Consider the following 16837-nt stretch of genomic DNA (forward strand, 5'->3'; position numbering starts at 1 on the left):
GTCCGGGCCGAGGCGAGTAGCCTTGGACAGGTTCTCTATCATCAACGCCGATCTGCGGAAGAGGGCGATTTCCGCCGTGTCGTCTGAGTCGTCGCGGACAAACCCGCTGGCAGCCTTTGGCCAGAACGAGTGGCTGGTCGACGAGCTGTACCAGAAATACCTCCAGGACCCCGAGTCGGTCGACCGGGCCTGGTGGAGCTTCTTTGCCGACTACAGCCCTGATGCAGGGGCCGGCAGAGTCGCTCCCCCGGGTGCGGCGACCGCCGCGTCCACTCCTCCGACACCCACCGCTTCCTCGACCCCGGCCACCCCAGCCCCAGCCCCGGCCAGCGCGGCTCCGGCCGCCGCGGCCCCCGTGACGACGACCCCAGCGCCGGCGGCGGCCAAGGCCGCCCCGGCGGACCGATCCAAGCAGGAGACGCAGTTGCCCGCCGGTGCCGAGGAAGTTCGACTACGCGGCGCGGCCGCGAGGACTGCCGCCAACATGGAGGCCAGCCTTGTGGTTCCGACGGCGACCAGCGTGCGCGCGGTCCCGGCGAAGCTGCTGATCGACAACCGGATCGTGATCAACAACCACCTGTCGCGCGGTCGCGGCGGCAAGGTGTCGTTCACCCATCTCATCGGCTACGCGGTGATCAAGGCCCTCAAGGTCCTGCCGGAGATGAACCACTCCTACGCCGAGGTCGACGGCAAGCCGGCGCTGGTCAAGCCCGAGCACGTCAACCTGGGCCTGGCCATCGACGTCGCCAAGAGCGACGGCACCCGTCAGCTCCTGGTCCCGTCGATCAAGGCGACCGAGCAGATGGACTTCCGCCAGTTCTGGGTCGCCTACGAGGACGTGGTGCGCAAGGCCAGGGCGGGCAAGCTGGGGGTCGACGACTTCGCCGGCACCACGATCTCGCTGACCAACCCGGGCACCATCGGCACCGTGCACTCGGTGCCGCGCCTGATGCCGGGTCAGGGCACGATCATCGGCGTCGGCGCGATGGAGTACCCCGCGGAGTACCAGGGCGCCTCCCCGGACACGCTCTCCCGCCTCGCGGTGAGCAAGGTCATGACGCTCACCAGCACCTACGATCACCGGATCATCCAGGGCGCCCAGTCCGGCGACTTCCTGCGGCAGGTCCACCGGCTGCTGCTGGGCGAGAGCGGCTTCTACGACGAGATCTTCGAGGCCCTCCGGATCCCGTACGAGCCGATCCGCTGGGTCCAGGACATCTCCACCACGCACGACGACGACGTGGCGAAGTCCGCGCGTGTCATAGAGCTGATCCACGCCTTCCGGGTCCGCGGCCACCTGATGGCGGACACCGACCCGCTGGAGTACAAGCAGCGCAAGCACCCCGACCTGGACATCAAGTCGCACGGTCTGACCCTCTGGGACCTGGAGCGCGAGTTCGCCACCGGCGGCTTCGGCGGCCGGCCCCTGATGAAGCTGCGCGACATTCTCGGCGTGCTGCGTGACTCCTACTGCCGAACCATCGGCGTGGAGTACATGCACATGCAGAACCCCGAGGAGCGGGCCTGGATCCAGGCGCGCGTCGAGCGGCCGCACGCCAAGCCCGACCGCACCGAGCAGCTGCGTGTCCTGGAGCGGCTGAACACCGCCGAGGCGTTCGAGACGTTCCTGCAGACGAAGTTCGTGGGGCAGAAGCGCTTCTCGCTGGAGGGCGGCGAGTCGCTGATCCCGCTGCTCGACTCGGTGCTGAGCGCCGCGGCCGAGGAGCGGCTCGACGAGGCCGTGGTCGGCATGGCCCACCGAGGTCGACTCAACGTGCTGGCCAACATCGTCGGCAAGTCGTACGGGCAGATCTTCGGCGAGTTCGAGGGCAACATCGACCCGCGCAGCGCCCACGGCTCCGGTGACGTCAAGTACCACCTGGGTGCCAGCGGCGACTTCGTCTCGCCCGACGGTTCCAAGCTCAGGACCTCGGTCGTGGCCAACCCCTCCCACCTGGAGACGGTCGACCCGGTTCTGGAGGGCGTGGTCCGCGCCAAGCAGGACCTCCTGGAGCGCGGCGAGGAGGGCTTCACGGTCCTGCCCGTGCTCGTCCACGGCGACGCGGCCTTCGCGGGCCAGGGCGTGGTGGCCGAGACCCTCAACCTGTCGCAGCTGCGCGGGTACCGCACCGGCGGCACCGTGCACATCGTGGTCAACAACCAGGTCGGCTTCACCACCAGCCCGGCCAGCTCGCGTTCCAGCGTGTACGCCACCGACGTGGCCCGGATGATCCAGGCCCCGATCTTCCATGTCAACGGCGACGACCCCGAGGCCGTGGTCCGGGTCGGCCGCCTGGCCTTCGAGTACCGCCAGGCGTTCCGCAAGGACGTCGTGATCGACCTGATCTGCTACCGGCGTCGCGGCCACAACGAGATGGACAACCCGGGCTTCACCCAGCCGCTGATGTACGACCTGATCGACGCCAAGCGCTCCACCCGCAAGCTCTACACCGAGGCGCTGATCGGCCGGGGCGACATCACGGTCGAGGAGGCCGAGGGCGCGCTCCGCGACTACCAGGCCAAGCTGGAGAACGCCTTCGCCGAGACCCGGGCGGCGGCCAACGAGCCGACGGCCGAGTTCTCCCGCCCGATCGACATGGAGACCATCCCCTGGTCCCACGAGGACGTCAAGACGGCCATCTCCGAGGAGACCGTCAAGCGGATCGTGGAGACCCAGCTCAACATGCCCGAGGGCTTCACCGTCCACCCGCGCCTGCTGCCGGTGCTGCAGCGTCGCGGGCAGATGGTCACCGAGGAGCGTATCGACTGGGGCATGGGCGAGACCCTGGCGTTCGGATCGCTGCTGATCGACGGCCACCCGGTCCGCCTCGTCGGCCAGGACTCCCGGCGCGGTACGTTCACCCAGCGGCACGCCGTGCTGGTCGACCGGGTCACCGGCGAGGAGCACACCCCGCTCAAGGCGTTCAACCAGGGCACCACGAAGTTCTACGTCTACGACTCCCTGCTGAGCGAGTACGCCGCGCTCGGCTTCGAGTACGGCTACAGCGTGGAACGGCCCGAGGCGCTGGTCGCCTGGGAGGCGCAGTTCGGCGACTTCGTGAACGGCGCCCAGTCGATCATCGACGAGTACCTCACCTCGGGCGAGCAGAAGTGGGGCCAGCGTTCCGGCGTCACCCTGCTGCTGCCGCACGGCTACGAGGGACAGGGTCCCGACCACTCCTCGGCTCGCATCGAGCGCTTCCTGCAGATGTGCGCCCAGGACAACATGACCGTCGCGCAGCCCACGGTGCCGGCCAACTACTTCCACCTGTTGCGCTGGCAGACGCTGTCGAACCGGCACCGCCCGCTGGTGGTGTTCACGCCCAAGTCGCTGCTGCGGCACAAGGCGGCGATCTCGTCGGTCAGCGAATTCACCTCGGGGTCGTTCCAGCCGGTGCTCGGCGACACCACCGTCGCCCCGGCCGGCGTCCGCAAGGTCGTGCTGGTCTCCGGCAAGCTCTACTACGACCTGGCGGCGGCTCGCGACAAGCAGGGCCGCAACGACGTGGCGATCGTCCGTCTCGAGCGGCTCTACCCTTTCCCCGGCAACCCGCTGGAGGTCGAGCTGAGCCGTTACTCCGCCGACGTCGAGCTGGTGTGGGCGCAGGACGAGCCGCTCAACATGGGTCCGTGGCCGTTCCTGGCGCTCAAGATGGCCGAGAATCCGGGCGTCTTCGGCGGCCGTACGATCAAGCGGGTCTCCCGCAAGGCCAACTCCTCCCCGGCGACCGGCTCGCACTCGGCCCACGAGGCCGAGCTGCAGCAGATGCTGGGCGAGGTCTTCGTCTAACAGGAAGGACCGCCGACCGGCGGCCCGCAGTGCAGGCGTCACCACGGAAGTCCCCCGCAGGAACCTCTGCGGGGGACTTCCCCGTTATGGCAAGTGTCACCACGAGGAGAACGATGTACTTCACCGATCGGGGCATCGAGGAGCTCGTCGAGCGTCGTGGCCAGGAGGAGGTCACCATCGGGTGGCTGGCGGAGCGGCTGCGCGAGTTCGTCGACCTGAACCCCGACTTCGAGACTCCGGTGGAACGGCTGGCCACCTGGCTGGCCCGGCTGGAAGACGAGGACGACTGAAATAACGCGATATATCTTGACCTCCCGGCTGACGCGACATATCGTGTCATGCACAAGGAGGTCACGAACATGCGGCAGTGGACGATCGAGAAACCAGAACAGCTCACCTTCGACTCCGTGAAAAAGCTGAACGTACGCATCGTGGCGGGCAGGCTGGCGGTGCTGGCCGGCGACGGCCCCGCCATGCTTGAGGTCACCGAGGTGGACACCACACCGCTGCTCGTCACCCACGACGACGACGGCACGCTCACCGTCACCTACAAGGACCTGACCTGGGACGGCCTGCTGGGCTGGCTGCGCCCGGGGCGACGCCGGGCGACGCTGACGCTGACCGCGCCCAAGGACTGCCCGATCAACGTGGGGGTGGTCTCCGCCTCCGCGGTCGTCTCCGGATTCGAGGACCGCACCTCGGTCAGGGGCGTCTCGGGTGACATCGTGCTCGACGGGGTGAGCGGGGAGATCAACGCCGACACCGTCTCCGGTGACGTGGAGAGCCGCGACCTGGTCGGGGACCTGTCGTTCAAGAGCGTCTCCGGCGAGCTGACCGTGGCGCGGGGCACCCCCCGGCGTCTCAGCGTCACCACCGTCTCCGGCCGGATCACCGCTGACCTGGAGCTCCCGCCGACCGGTCACGTGACGCTGAACAGCGTCACCGGCGACATCGTGCTCAGGCTCCCGCACGCCGTGGACGCCGATGTCAAGATCCGCTCCACCTCGGGCAGGCTCGACACCGCCTTCTCCGAACTCCACCACTCCATCCAGACCGGCACGAGGTCGCTGACCGGCCGGATCGGCGGCGGCATGGCCTCCCTGACGGCGCACACCGTCTCCGCCGATGTCACCCTGCTGAAGGGAGCCCAAGCATGAGCCCGGTTTTCGGTCATGGAAGGCTCCGGCTCTATCTCCTGAAGCTGCTCCAGGAGAGCCCCCGCCACGGTTACGAGGTGATCCGGCTGCTCCAGGATCGCTTCCTCGGTGTCTACTCCCCCTCGCCCGGCACGATCTACCCGCGCCTGGCCCGCCTGGAGGAGGAGGGGCTGGTCACCCACGAGGTCGTGAACGGCAAGAAGGTCTTCACGATCAGCGACCGGGGCCGCGCCGAGCTCGACGACCGTCTCGACGAGCTCGCCGAGCTGGAACAGGAGATCTCCGACTCGGTCCGCGACATCGCCCGCGAGGTCAAGGAGGACGTGCGCGACACCGTGAAGTCGCTGCGCGAGGAGCTCACCCAGATGGCGCGTGACGTGCGCCAGGGCGCCAGGCACGAGGAGAAGCAGGCCAGGCAGGACCAGCGCAGGGCCTGGCACGAGCAGAAGACGGAGTGGCAGCGCCAGAAGCACGAGTGGCAACGCCAGACCGGCGAGTGGAAGGACGACTGGAAGCGGATCTGGGCCGCCGGCTTCGCCGGCGAGGGGTCACACGCCGTCGACGCCCGGCTCGGGCAGATGCTGGCCGAGTTCGCCGAGGAGGTCCACCGGGACGCGTCGAACGCGCAGGTCACCGAGGAGACCCTGGCCACCGCGCAGGACGCCCTGTACGACGCGGCCCGCCGCATCCGCGAAGCGCTCCGGTAACCATCCGTCTTCCCGCCGACGGCCGGTCCGCGCCCCCGCCACGCGACGCGCACGGACCGGCGGCGCGGGACAGGCGGCCTTTCCTCAGGCGACGCGCATGGCGCGGGCGAGCCGCTCCTGTGCGCGTGCCGCCCGCCTGGCGTGATAGGCGATCGGCAGGTATCTGGCTCGCTCGGGCAGGCGTGGCATCGTCGCGGCGACCGCCCTGCCGAGACGGCGCAGCCGCATCTCGTCCCTGGCGGTCCACGGCAGTTCCAGCTTCCGGCGAACCGCGTCCGGCAGCGTGCCGACCGTGACGAAGTGGTTGAGCCGGCCCGAGGTCAGACCGAGCGGACGCCACAGTGCCCGCAGCGGCCCCCGGAGCGGCGGCGGTGCCCCCACCGTGAGCGTGGTCTCCAGCACGTCGTGCGCCGTCGGATGGTTCTCCAGCGTGTTGTCGACCATGTCGTGGAAGTAGGTCCAGTAGTCGTCGACCGTGGCGGGGAACATCCGCTCGGGGACCCGCAGGATCCGGCCCAGGCGGATGACCTCCTCGTACAGGCGCTGCTCCTCCTGCGGGGTGTACTGCCGCTCGCCGAAGTACTTCGCCATGGTGACGGCGCGCTCGAAGGCGGTCAGGTGCACCCAGGCGTACGGTCCCGCGCTCAGCGCGTGGTAACTCCTGCCCTGCGCGTCGACACCGCTGATGTCCTTGTGCATCTCACGCAGGCGCTTACCTTCCTCGATGGCCTGTGGTCCTCCGTACACCCAGGTCTGCAGCGAGTTGAGCGAGCGGGTGAGCCGTCCCCACGGGTCGGACCGGTAGACCGACTGCTGGCCGACCGCGGCACCGATCGCCGGGTGCATGACCTGCATGATGAGACCGCCGCCGAGCAGGAACATCAGTCGCTGATCGCCCATCCCGTCCCAGAGCAGGTCGCCGGGGCCGAACGGTTCGGGTTCGCCGCGCGCGAACCCGTCGTCCCCCGCCTCGGGGAGAGTCGGGACGGGACCACCGGGTGCGGAGGAGCCGGCGGGCGCGGCGAGGGGGGCGCGCGGTGCGTCGGGGTCGCGGCGCGCGATTGAGTCGGTCATTCCGGGCCTCCCGGGTGATACATCGCTCATCCGTGTTCTATCACCCGAGAGGCCAAGAAGTAACCCATTACTTACGTACGTGACCGGGAACACATCGGTGCCCGGCTGCGGACCGCGTTCACCCCGGCAGCGTGAAGACGACCTTCCCGAAGAGCTCACCCTCGTGCATGGCCGCGATGCCCTCGCGGGCCTCGGTCAACGGGAGGACCCGGTCGATCAGCGGGCGGGTGCCCGTCTGCTCCATGAAGCGGGCGAGCCTGCCCAGTTGGTCGCGGCTGCCCATGGTGGAGCCGATCACCGAGAGCTGGAGGAAGAAGATGCGGTTCAGCTCGGCAGGCGGGACCACCCCGCTGGTCGCGCCTGAGATCACGATCCGCCCGCCGGGGCGCAGCGCCTTCAGCGAGTGCGCCCAGGTCGCCTGGCCGACGGTCTCCATCACCGCGTCGACCCGCTCGGGCAGCCGGGCACCGTCCTCGAACACCTGGTCGGCGCCCAGCTCCAGGGCCCGCGCCCGCTTCTTCTCAGAGCGGCTGGTCGCCCAGATCCGGTATCCCCCGGCCCGGCCCAGCAGGATCAGCGCGGTGGCCACGCCACCGCCCGCGCCCTGGACCAGCACCGTCGAGCCCGGCTCCAGCCCGGCCTTGTCGAACAGCATGCGGTAGGCGGTCAACCAGGCCGTCGGCAGGCAGGCGGCCTCCTCGAAGCTGAGCGCGGCGGGCTTGGGCACGAGGTTGCGCCTGGGCACGACGACCCGCTCGGCGAAGGTGCCGTCGTACTTCTCAGACAGCAGGGAACGCTTCGGGTCGAGCGTCTCGTCGGCACCGCTGCCGATCACCGAGTGCACGATGACCTCGTTGCCGTCCTCGTCGTACCCCGCCGCGTCGGTGCCGAGCACCATCGGGAGCTGCTCCGCGCGGATGCCCACGCCCTTCAGGGTGAAAAGGTCGTGGTGGTTGAGCGAGACCGCTCTCACCGTGACGGTGGTCCACCCCTCGGGGACCTGGGGTTCCGGGCGCTCACCAAGGGTGAGACCGGCGAGCGGATTGTCGGGATCGATCTGCGTGGCGGTTACAGCGAACATGGCCGCACCCTACGCTGTCCGCCTGACGACTATTTCAGCGACCGCCCTCTCTACGTGCCCTCGCTCTCCCGAGGCCGCCACGTACACCCCGTCCTGGCAGGTCTCGGCGGAGAAGCGACGCCGCTGCTCGATCACGGAGAGTTCGATCGCCGCGACGTCACAGCCGGGCACCGGCGCCAGCACGAGCAGCGTCTCCCTGGCCCCGCCGAACCACAGCTGCGGCCCCACCTGCTCGCCGCGGAAGGTCTCCCCCGGCCGGGCCAGCCGCACCGGAGCCCGGGCGTCGAGCACCAGGTAGCCGTCCCTGGTCACCCTGCCGCGCAGGTTGCGCGCCCAGAGCATGCGCTGCTCGAAGGGCATGCCGTCCTTGAGGTCGCGCAGCGCCACGAACCAGGGGTCGAACGCGAACAGCAGCACCTCCCCCTCGACGGGACTCATCGGGTGCCAGAGTGTGACCCGCCCGGCCAGCTTCCGGATCATCGGCCTGCCCATCGCCACCCCGGCCGGCCCTCCCTGCGGCACGGTCAGCTGCCGGTACGTGCCGGCCTCTCCGTCGAGCCTGCCCGTCATCGCGGGCCGGACCCCCAGCCCGGCCAGGTCCAGTTCCGCCGGGTAGCCGACCTCCGCCGCCGAGCCGTCGGGGAAGACCACGTTGAGGATCTCCCTGCCGCCTCTGTGCCGGGGCCGGGGGTAGAGCACGTTGGGTGCGTCCTCCGCGACGGCCTCCGCCCTGGCGGGCACCGACGGCGGAGGTTGCGGAACGGAGTCCGGCTCCCGGCCTGCCAGCAGGCTCACCACCGGCACCAGCGCGAGCGCGGCCAGCACCGCGACGCCGATCCAGCGCCGTGGTCCTCTCGGGGACCTGGCCTCGATGATGTCGTACGGTTCACCGGCCACGTCCTGGGCCGCCTCTTACGAGAAGGTACGGTTCTCGCTCCATCTTCGGGTTTCGACGGTCTTGATGCCATCACGAATCGGAGTCGATGCCCGTCGGGAGAGGGTCACCAGGTCGCGACGTTCACCGGCCCTTCGGGGACCAGGCGCACCTCGGTGCCGACCAGTTCCCGCGACTCGGCCTCGGCGATCAGGTCGGGGTGGCGGACATGGGCGTGTGCCCGGCCGCCGCCGGGAAGGTCGGCGATCAGGACGCCTCGTTCGGCCGCTCCGTCCCTGCCGTGTGCGACCGTGTATCCGGCGACGGTCGCGGAACCCTCGTAGGAGTCAGCGATCGGCACCGGTTCCGCGACGTACACCGGCGCGGCGTCACCCAGGACGCCTCCGGGCTCGGTGGACCAGACCGCGTAGGTGTGCTTGGTCAGGTGCATGCCGACCCCGGTGACCAGCCCGTGGCCCGGCGCGGCCCGCAGGCGCTCGGCCATCGCCGCCGTGGAGTGCAGGACGTAGTCACTGGCCGGACCTCCCGCGTACGGCAGGCCACCGGTGACGGTCAGCCCTCGCGGGTCGAGCGGGTCGAGTTCCACGGCGGCGCAGGCGGCGCGGAGCGCGATCGCGAAACAGCTGTAGAGGTCCAGCGCGGACATCTCGTCGAGGCCGGTCCCCGCCCGCTCGAAGGCCGCCCGCGCCGCGGCGGCCATGGCCGGCGAGGAGCCGAGCACGGGACGGGCCGCCACCTCCCAGGTGTCCTCGACGTAGGACCATCCCCGCAGGTAGACGCGTTTGTCTCGGGGGATGCCGAGCCGGTCGGCGAGCCCGTCGCCGACCAGGATCGCGGCGGCGGCCTGGTCCACCTCCATGACCGCGACGGTGCGCCTGGTGTAGGGCCAGCCGACGAACCGGTTGTCCGCGGCCGGGGTGACCAGTTCCGAGGGCTTCGCGACCTCCCGGTACCAGGCGTGCGGGTTGGCCGCGGCGATCTCGGTCATCGGGGCCATCATCAGCCCTCGCGCCACCCGCTCCTCCTCGATGGACTCGCCCGCCGCCGCCCGCCGGGCCGTTTCCATGATCGCGTAGGTGTGTACGGGCAGGAACAGCTCGTGGGCCAGCTCGGCTGGGTGCGGGGGCCGCTCCCAGCCGTAGGGCGGCTTGGGATTCGCCGGATGGCTCCACGCCACGCGCTCCCCCGCCCTGCGCAGGGCCCTGCGCGTGGCCAGCGCCTCGGCCCCGGCGACCAGGGCGGCGTCCATCTCGCCTCTGGCGATCATCGAGGCCGCCTCTCCGAGGAGCAGTTGCGGTGCCGTGCCGCTCACCTTGGAGTAGGCCCGGTGGCGGGGAGCGGCGCCGAGCCGTTCGGCGAGCCTGGCCGTCGGGTCGTCGTACTGCCAGGACTCGGTGTAGACGACCTGGATCGAGTCGAGGGCGTTCAGCAGACCTGGGGCTCCGGCGTCGGCGGCGGCCTCGCGGGCGACGAGTTCCCACAGATCCAACGGCTCGGGCCCCGGCTGGACGCGGACCGTGTGCTGGGCGACGCCGACGAGGCATGGGGTACGGGGATCTCCACTCATGCCGACATCCAACCAGAACATAATTCGGTTTAATAGGCCGGGGGTGCCGGAGTTACTTGAGAAACCTTCGGTAATCGCTGTTACCGATGGTGCCACAGGTGCCCACAGAGGCCCGCGAAACCCGCTACCACCTGCAAGGATGCCCATTTGTTAAACCATAACAAATCGCTATTTAAATAACGGGATTGCATCGCCTGGAACCATTCGATGCTTTTTCCCGTCAATTCCTCGCCGACCGCTCGATTCAGTCAGTAACGTTCCGATCGTTTTCCCGGCGAGGAGAGGTCCCGTCTCCACGCCGAGTGTGAAAGGAGCTCCATGAATTCCCGAGCACGGCGCCTCACGATCCCCCTCACCGGCGTTCTCATGATCGCCGGAGTGATCGGCGCCACCACAGGTGCCAACGCCGCTCAAGCCCCCAGCGACGTGGTCAGTTCCCCGGCCTCGGAGACGGCCACGGAGGCCACCTCCTTCTGGTCACCCGAACGCATGCGCAAGGCCACGGACGCCACCGGCGACCTCGACCTGAGCATCAAGGGCGGCAAGGCCTCCGGCGCCGCGGGCCCCGACGGCCCCGGCGGAGCGGTCCCGCCGATCGGCGAGGAGGGCGCCAAGTCCGCCAAGAGCAAGCACGTCAACCTGCCCAACACCGTCGGCCGCGTCTTCTTCACCCTGCCCGGCGCCAATCCGGCGGACCCGAAGAGCTGGAAGTACTGCTCCGGCAGCTCCGTCCAGGGCAAGTACCGCAACGTGGTCGCCACCTCCGCGCACTGCGTCTACGACGTGAAGACCAACCAGTTCTACGACAACTGGATCTTCATTCCGTCCTACTGGGACGGCGACCAGGCGTGGGACGGCAAGAACCCCTACGGCATCTACGCGGCCAAGTGGTTCAACGCGCACGACGACTTCGTGGTGAAGGAGGACTACGACTACGACTACGCCTTCGTCAACGTCCACTCCGGGTTCAAGGTGAACTGGGAGAAGGACAAGAACGGCAAGTGGCAGCCGATCATCAAGAAGGTCGGACGGCTCGGCGACAACGTCGGCGGCCAGGGCTTCGCCTGGAACCAGAAGATCAAGAACACGGTCTTCGCCTTCGGCTACCCGGCCGGACTGCACCCCGACGGCGACAAGCCCTTCTCCGGCCGCACGATGAAGTGGTGCTACGGCAAGACCGGCGCCATGCCGGCCGCGCCGAAGTACAACGTCCAGGAGCACATCGGCTTCAAGTGCGCCTTCACCGCGGGCGCTAGCGGCGGCCCGTGGCTCTACAAGTACAAGAGCTCCAGCCGGACCGGCTACCTGATCGGCGTGAACAGCGTCGCCTGGGACACCGACAAGAACGACCGGTACGACAAGATCTCCTCGCCGTACTTCAACAGCGACACCTACAAGGTCTACAAGGCCGCGGCCAACCGCTGGACCGACTGACCCGCGCAACGCGCAGCGTCGCCGTTCACCCGCGAGCCGCACCGGCGATCACAGCCCCTCGTCCCCGGAACGTTCCGGGGACGAGGGGCGCCCATCCTCAGGAGAACAGCCGGTCTCAGCGTTTTCGCAGTTCACACCCTCAAATGAGCGGCGCGAGACCTCTCGATCAAGCAAAGGAAGATCAGACGGGCGGAGCCTGTTTCCGGTTCCATGGATTTGATAACGAAATCATATCGGTCCAAGCCTCTGCCCGTTTTGTAGCTTTTTAACCCATCTTTGCCGAGTACGGTCACCTCTTGTCTCTTTACGCATGCGTGGATCACGTCCCGAGTGGTCCATGACAAAGAAGGAGCTTCATTGAACCCCCGAGCCAAGCGTCTGATCCTTCCCCTCGGCGGCGCCCTCGCGGCAGCCGCGATGATCGGCGCCTCCCTCCCCGCCACCGCACAGGCGAGCACCGCCGACCCCGACATCAAGTCGGCGGCGCTCACCCCCTCCGGTAACGCGAAGGCCATCGCGGGCTACTGGACCGCCTCGAAGCTGAAGTCGGCGAAGACCTACCTCTCCGACTCCACCGTCTCGGCGAAGCTGAAGAAGACCGGTGCCGCCAGGGCGGCCGCCGACGGCAAGCCCGGCGTCGTCGCCCCCACCGGTGAGGGCGGCAAGTCCGCCGGCAAGTCGCGGAACGTGAACCTCCCGATCACCGTCGGCAAGGTCTTCTTCGTCGACAACAAGGGGCAGGAGCGCTGGTGCTCCGGCAGCTCCGTGCAGTCGAAGTACCGCAACCTGGTCGCCACCGCCGGCCACTGCGTCTACGACACCGACACGAACAAGCCGTTCGACAACTTCGTGTTCATCCCCGGCTACTACCAGGGCAAGGCGCCCTGGGGCATCTACGTCGGTGCCAAGGTCAACAGCCACGACGACTTCACGGTCTACGAGGACTACGACTACGACTACGCCTTCGTCAACGTCTACAACGGCATCAAGCAGCAGCCGGAGAAGGAGGTCGACTACAAGACCTTCAAGGCGCACGTCGACAAGGGCGGGGTGGGCCGCGAGGACGCCAAGACCGTCGACTTCGAGACCTACGACAAGTGGACCCAGAAGGGCGGCATCGGCAAGGTCGAGAACATCTCCTCCGAGGACGAGGTCGGTCCCCAGTACAAGGGCGCCCTCGCCGTCGCGTCGGAGACGGACAAGTGGGCCTGGGAGAAGGTCACCGGCGAGGTCTACGGCCTGAAGAACGACAAGGTCACGCTCAAGGGCAAGGAACTGCCGCAGGGCGACTGGCCCAAGGCCGGCTCCAAGCTCGAGAGCCGTGTCGAGAACGTCACCAAGAGCGAGTACGACGCCTACAAGGGTCCCGGCTACCGGAAGATCGACGGCAAGGGCAACTACACCATCACTCACTACTACGTGGTGAAGTACATCAAGAAGACCGCGTCGGTGAAGTATGTGATCTTCCGTCACTACATCTCGACGGTGGCCGACGCCGGTCGCCTCGGTGACAACGTCGGCGGCCAGGGCTTCGCCTGGAACCAGAAGCTGGGCAAGAAGGTCTTCACGTTCGGCTACCCGACCTCGGCCCACCTGGACGGCGACAAGCCGTACTCCGGTCACACCCAGAAGTGGTGCTACGGCACGACCGTCGCCGCGCCCGTGGTCGCGGCCTACAAGGCCGAGGAGCACCAGGCGATCAAGTGCGCCTTCACCCCCGGCGCCAGCGGCGGCCCCTTCCTGCTGCAGTACAAGAACAGCAAGCGGACCGGCTACCTCAACGGCGTGGTGAGCCTGACCGTCGACAGCGACAAGAACAACCGCTACGACCGCGTCACCACCCCGTACTTCAACGGTGAGACGTACAGCATCTACAAGCACGCGGCCAACCTCTGGACCGGGAAGCTCCCGGCCTAGGACGCAGGCTGTGTGAACCAGGAAGGGCCCGGTACGCACCGGGCCCTTTCCGTACCTTCACGGGGTGCTTATACACCCTCGGGCACACTGGCCAGATAACGGAGCATCAGCGGATCGGTCCAGCGAACTGCCCAAAACCAAGTTGATCTGGAAAAATCACCCTTTGCGCCCCTGGTAACCCCTGGAACTCCGGCCCTCCGAAAGGAATCCCCATCATGTCCTCCCGCGTACGGCGGCTCACGGCCACACTCGGGGCGCTGGTCGCCGCCTGTGTGACCATGACGTCGGCGTTCGCCGGGAGCGCCGTGGCGGGTCCGCTGAACACGGTACCCAGCGGCATCACCTCGATCCCGCTGACCAAGAGCGTCGCCGACATGCGGCGGATCGCGGAGTACTGGAGCCCGGCCAGGCTCAAGCAGGCCGTGGACAACGTGCCCGCGACACCCGGGGTGCCGTCGGCCCCCGGGGGGAAGTCCGGTACCACCACCTCGCCGTCCCCCAGCACCGGAAGCGCCACCACCGGAAGCGCCACAGCGGCAGCAGCAGGGGGGACCGGCGGTGCGACGTCCTCGACCGGGGAGACCACCACCGCGACCAGTGGCGGGAGGATCGCCGCCAAGCCCGGGGGGGCCGCGCCGCTCGTCAGGCCCACCCTCCCGAAGAAACGTGCTCCGGGCTCGGGGGGCTCCCCGCTGACCGTCGGCAAGGTGTTCTTCCGGATCGGCAACAAGGACTACTGGTGCTCCGCCTCCTCGGTGGCGGCGGCCAACCGCAACCTGGTCGCGACGGCCGGACACTGCGCCTACGACGCCAAGACGGGCAGCCAGGCCGAGTACTGGATCTTCATCCCCGGCTACGACAAGGGCGACACCCCGTACGGGATCTACGTCGGTCACTCGCTCAACCTGCACGAGGACTTCGTCGGCAAGGGTGACTACGACTACGACTACGCGTTCGTCACCGTGCACGACGGCTTCAGGTGGAAGGCGGGCAAGACCTCCGGCCGCTACGAGATGGAGGGGGTCGGAAGCCTGGAGGACAATGTCGGCGGGCAGGGCCTGGCGACCAACCGGGGCACCGGCCTGTTCACCCTCGCCTTCGGCTACCCCGCCGCCCCGCACCCCGACGGGAGCCGGCCCTACGACGGCCAGCGACTCAAGTCGTGCGACGGGCGCACCATCAAGGTGCAGGCCCCCGCTCGCCTGGTCGAGCAGGGCATCGCCCTGGCCTGCGGGTTCACCAACGGCGCGAGCGGCGGACCCTGGCTGATCTCCTACGACAACAGGACCGCGCTCGGTTACCTCAACGGCGTCAACAGCTTCGCCTGGGACACCGACACCGACCGCAGGTACGACCGGATCTCCTCCCCGTACTTCATCGCGTCGACCTACGTCGCCTATCACTGGGCGGCCACCCAGCAGGCACCCCGAACATAAAGCCGCCTTAAGAGAGCCTTAAGAGAGCCTTAGTCGACGTTTGGCCCGGCGATCCCTGCATAGGTTCGTAGCTTGTCGTCCCGCAGTTCCCGAATGTCCGGGAACGTTGCAGCGCAAGGAGCTCGTCTTTTGAAGCACTCTCGTCTCTCCCTCGGTGGCGCCGCAGCCGCCACCGCCCTGCTGGCCACCACCCTGGCCGGCCCCTTGGCGGGCACCGCCCAGGCCGCCCCCGACTGGGCGACCGACCCGATGGCCAGGAACAACTCCTCGGCGGTCTCGGTCATCAACTTCTGGGCCGCCTCGAACTTCGCCGCCCTCAAGAAGGCGACCGTCTACAACGCGGACCCCGGTGCCCCGAAGATGAAGGTCGGCGGCGGTTTCTCCCCCGACGGCAGGCCCGGCAGCGTCGGCCCGACCGGTTCGGAGAAGCCCACCCCGTCGCTCGCCAAGAACGTCAACCTGCCCAAGACCATCGGCAAGGTGTTCTTCGTCGTCAACGGGCAGTACCGGTGGTGCTCGGCCACCTCGATCCAGGGCAAGTACCGCAACCTGGTCGCCACCGCCGGCCACTGCGTCTACGACCCCGGCAGCAACAGCGACACCCTCGACAAGTGGGTCTTCGTCCCCGGCTACTACCAGGGCAAGACCCCGTGGGGCATCTACGTCGGCAAGTCGGCGTGGACGCACTACGACTTCGCCAACTACGAGGACTACGACTACGACTACGCCTTCGTCACCGTCTACAACGGGGTCGCCTTCAACGGTGTCAAGCAGGTCACCAAGAAGGAGTACCAGGGGTTCAGCGGTCCCAAGTGGTCGCGCGGCTCGCACTACTACATCCTGCTCTCCAAGGACGTCGGCCGCCTGGGTGACAACGTCGGCGGCCAGGGCTTCACCTGGAACCAGAAGACCGGCAAGCCCGTCTACGTCTTCGGCTACCCCGCCGCCCCGCACCCCGACGGCGACCGGCCCTACAGCGGCGTGACCCCCAAGTACCTGTACGGCAAGACCTCGGGCAAGGAGTACGTCTCCGCGGCGGAGAAGGTCGAGGAGCACGTCGGCCTCAAGGGCGCCTTCACCCCCGGTGCCGACGGTGGCCCGTGGCTGACGCAGTACAGCAGCGCCAGGCGCCTGGGCTACGTCAACGGTGTCACCAGCCTCTTCGGCGACCAGGACCAGAACGACCGCTACGACCTGATCACCTCGCCGTACTTCGACGGCGAGACCGCCGACATCTACCGCAAGGCCGCCAACGTGTGGTCCGGCAGGATCGTCGGCCCGAACGGGGAGCTCTACAGGTAGCTCGCGCACCTTCGAAGTTCCTGACCCACCCAGCGGGACCCGGCGCCACGCGCCGGGTCCCGCACCCGTTTCCGGAGTGGGAAGGGCCCGGCCCGGGGGGCCGGAAGCCGGGCCGCGAGATGACGCGAAAGCCGAATCGGACTTTCAGGGAGGCGTTAGACGTGCCCGCAGCGGAATCGGTGCCATCAACTTGATGTGATCTATGTCACATAGACATGGTAACTCATGGTAAGCGGGCACTCACGCCACATTCGCCACTTTCATCCCAACATCATGTCTAGCTGCGCAAACACCTTGAGCAAGCTTTGGTCACAGCATTGACATCAGAGCCACTTAAACATCACGAAACGATCTCAGCGCTCCAGGCCCGCCTCTTCCCTCTCAAAGCGGCTTCCGGTGTTCAAGATCGGCGCTGTATGTTTCTGGCATTCCCTTTACTGACGCATGGGACGCAAGAAGCGTTCCACATCAGACCAA

At 68.0% G+C, this 16837-nt stretch carries 12 protein-coding genes; 8 read left to right on the top strand and 4 right to left on the bottom strand.

Annotation, left to right across the window (positions count from 1 at the left end; all coding sequences use genetic code 11):
• The first annotated feature begins 76 nt into the window (after positions 1 to 76).
• The 4 genes from AB0J58_RS36875 to AB0J58_RS36890 all read left to right on the top strand — a co-directional run bounded on the left by AB0J58_RS36875 (position 77) and on the right by AB0J58_RS36890 (position 5654).
• A complete protein-coding gene (locus tag AB0J58_RS36875; RefSeq protein ID WP_364224587.1) occupies positions 77 to 3790 on the top strand; it encodes a multifunctional oxoglutarate decarboxylase/oxoglutarate dehydrogenase thiamine pyrophosphate-binding subunit/dihydrolipoyllysine-residue succinyltransferase subunit in 3714 nt (1237 codons plus the stop codon).
• 113 nt (positions 3791 to 3903) lie between these two features.
• Positions 3904 to 4080: a DUF6104 family protein gene (locus AB0J58_RS36880; RefSeq protein ID WP_343973263.1), complete on the top strand. Its 177-nt coding sequence runs from the start codon at positions 3904 to 3906 to the stop codon at positions 4078 to 4080.
• A 69-nt stretch (positions 4081 to 4149) separates the two neighbouring features.
• The gene (locus AB0J58_RS36885) at positions 4150 to 4947 is read left to right on the top strand and encodes a DUF4097 family beta strand repeat-containing protein (RefSeq protein ID WP_364224589.1); all 798 of its coding nucleotides are present in this window, start codon (positions 4150 to 4152) and stop codon (positions 4945 to 4947) included.
• The gene (locus tag AB0J58_RS36890; RefSeq protein WP_364224591.1) at positions 4944 to 5654 is read left to right on the top strand and encodes a PadR family transcriptional regulator; all 711 of its coding nucleotides are present in this window, start codon (positions 4944 to 4946) and stop codon (positions 5652 to 5654) included. Before AB0J58_RS36885 ends, AB0J58_RS36890 begins: the two co-directional genes overlap by 4 nt.
• A gap of 84 nt (positions 5655 to 5738) precedes the next feature.
• Here the strand turns inward: AB0J58_RS36890 and AB0J58_RS36895 are convergent, their stop codons facing one another.
• From AB0J58_RS36895 to AB0J58_RS36910, 4 genes are all read right to left on the bottom strand, one after another.
• Positions 5739 to 6728 carry an oxygenase MpaB family protein gene (locus AB0J58_RS36895; protein ID WP_364224593.1) on the bottom strand — a complete coding sequence of 330 codons (990 nt, stop codon included), beginning with the start codon at positions 6726 to 6728 and terminating at the stop codon, positions 5739 to 5741.
• A gap of 118 nt (positions 6729 to 6846) precedes the next feature.
• Positions 6847 to 7809, bottom strand: a complete 963-nt coding sequence (locus AB0J58_RS36900; RefSeq protein WP_364156225.1) for a zinc-binding dehydrogenase — start codon at positions 7807 to 7809, stop codon at positions 6847 to 6849.
• Positions 7810 to 7818: 9 nt separating this feature from the next.
• Entirely contained in the window at positions 7819 to 8706 is an 888-nt protein-coding gene (locus tag AB0J58_RS36905) for a hypothetical protein (protein ID WP_364224595.1), read from the bottom strand.
• Between the two features lie 104 nt (positions 8707 to 8810).
• Positions 8811 to 10271, bottom strand: a complete 1461-nt coding sequence (locus tag AB0J58_RS36910; protein ID WP_364224597.1) for an acetyl-CoA synthetase — start codon at positions 10269 to 10271, stop codon at positions 8811 to 8813.
• 318 nt (positions 10272 to 10589) lie between these two features.
• Between AB0J58_RS36910 and AB0J58_RS36915 the strand changes: the two genes are divergently transcribed.
• From AB0J58_RS36915 to AB0J58_RS36930, 4 genes are all read left to right on the top strand, one after another.
• Positions 10590 to 11705 (top strand): serine protease, encoded by a 1116-nt coding sequence (locus tag AB0J58_RS36915; protein WP_364224599.1) that lies wholly within the window; start codon positions 10590 to 10592, stop codon positions 11703 to 11705.
• A 357-nt stretch (positions 11706 to 12062) separates the two neighbouring features.
• Entirely contained in the window at positions 12063 to 13622 is a 1560-nt protein-coding gene (locus AB0J58_RS36920; RefSeq protein ID WP_364224601.1) for a hypothetical protein, read from the top strand.
• 215 nt (positions 13623 to 13837) lie between these two features.
• The gene (locus AB0J58_RS36925) at positions 13838 to 15058 is read left to right on the top strand and encodes a hypothetical protein (protein WP_364224603.1); all 1221 of its coding nucleotides are present in this window, start codon (positions 13838 to 13840) and stop codon (positions 15056 to 15058) included.
• Positions 15059 to 15187: 129 nt separating this feature from the next.
• A complete protein-coding gene (locus AB0J58_RS36930) occupies positions 15188 to 16360 on the top strand; it encodes a hypothetical protein (RefSeq protein WP_364224605.1) in 1173 nt (390 codons plus the stop codon).
• Positions 16361 to 16837: the final 477 nt, after the last annotated feature.

This window comes from Streptosporangium sp. NPDC049644, from assembly GCF_040675205.1.
Classification (GTDB): Bacteria; Actinomycetota; Actinomycetes; order Streptosporangiales; family Streptosporangiaceae; genus Streptosporangium; species Streptosporangium fukuiense.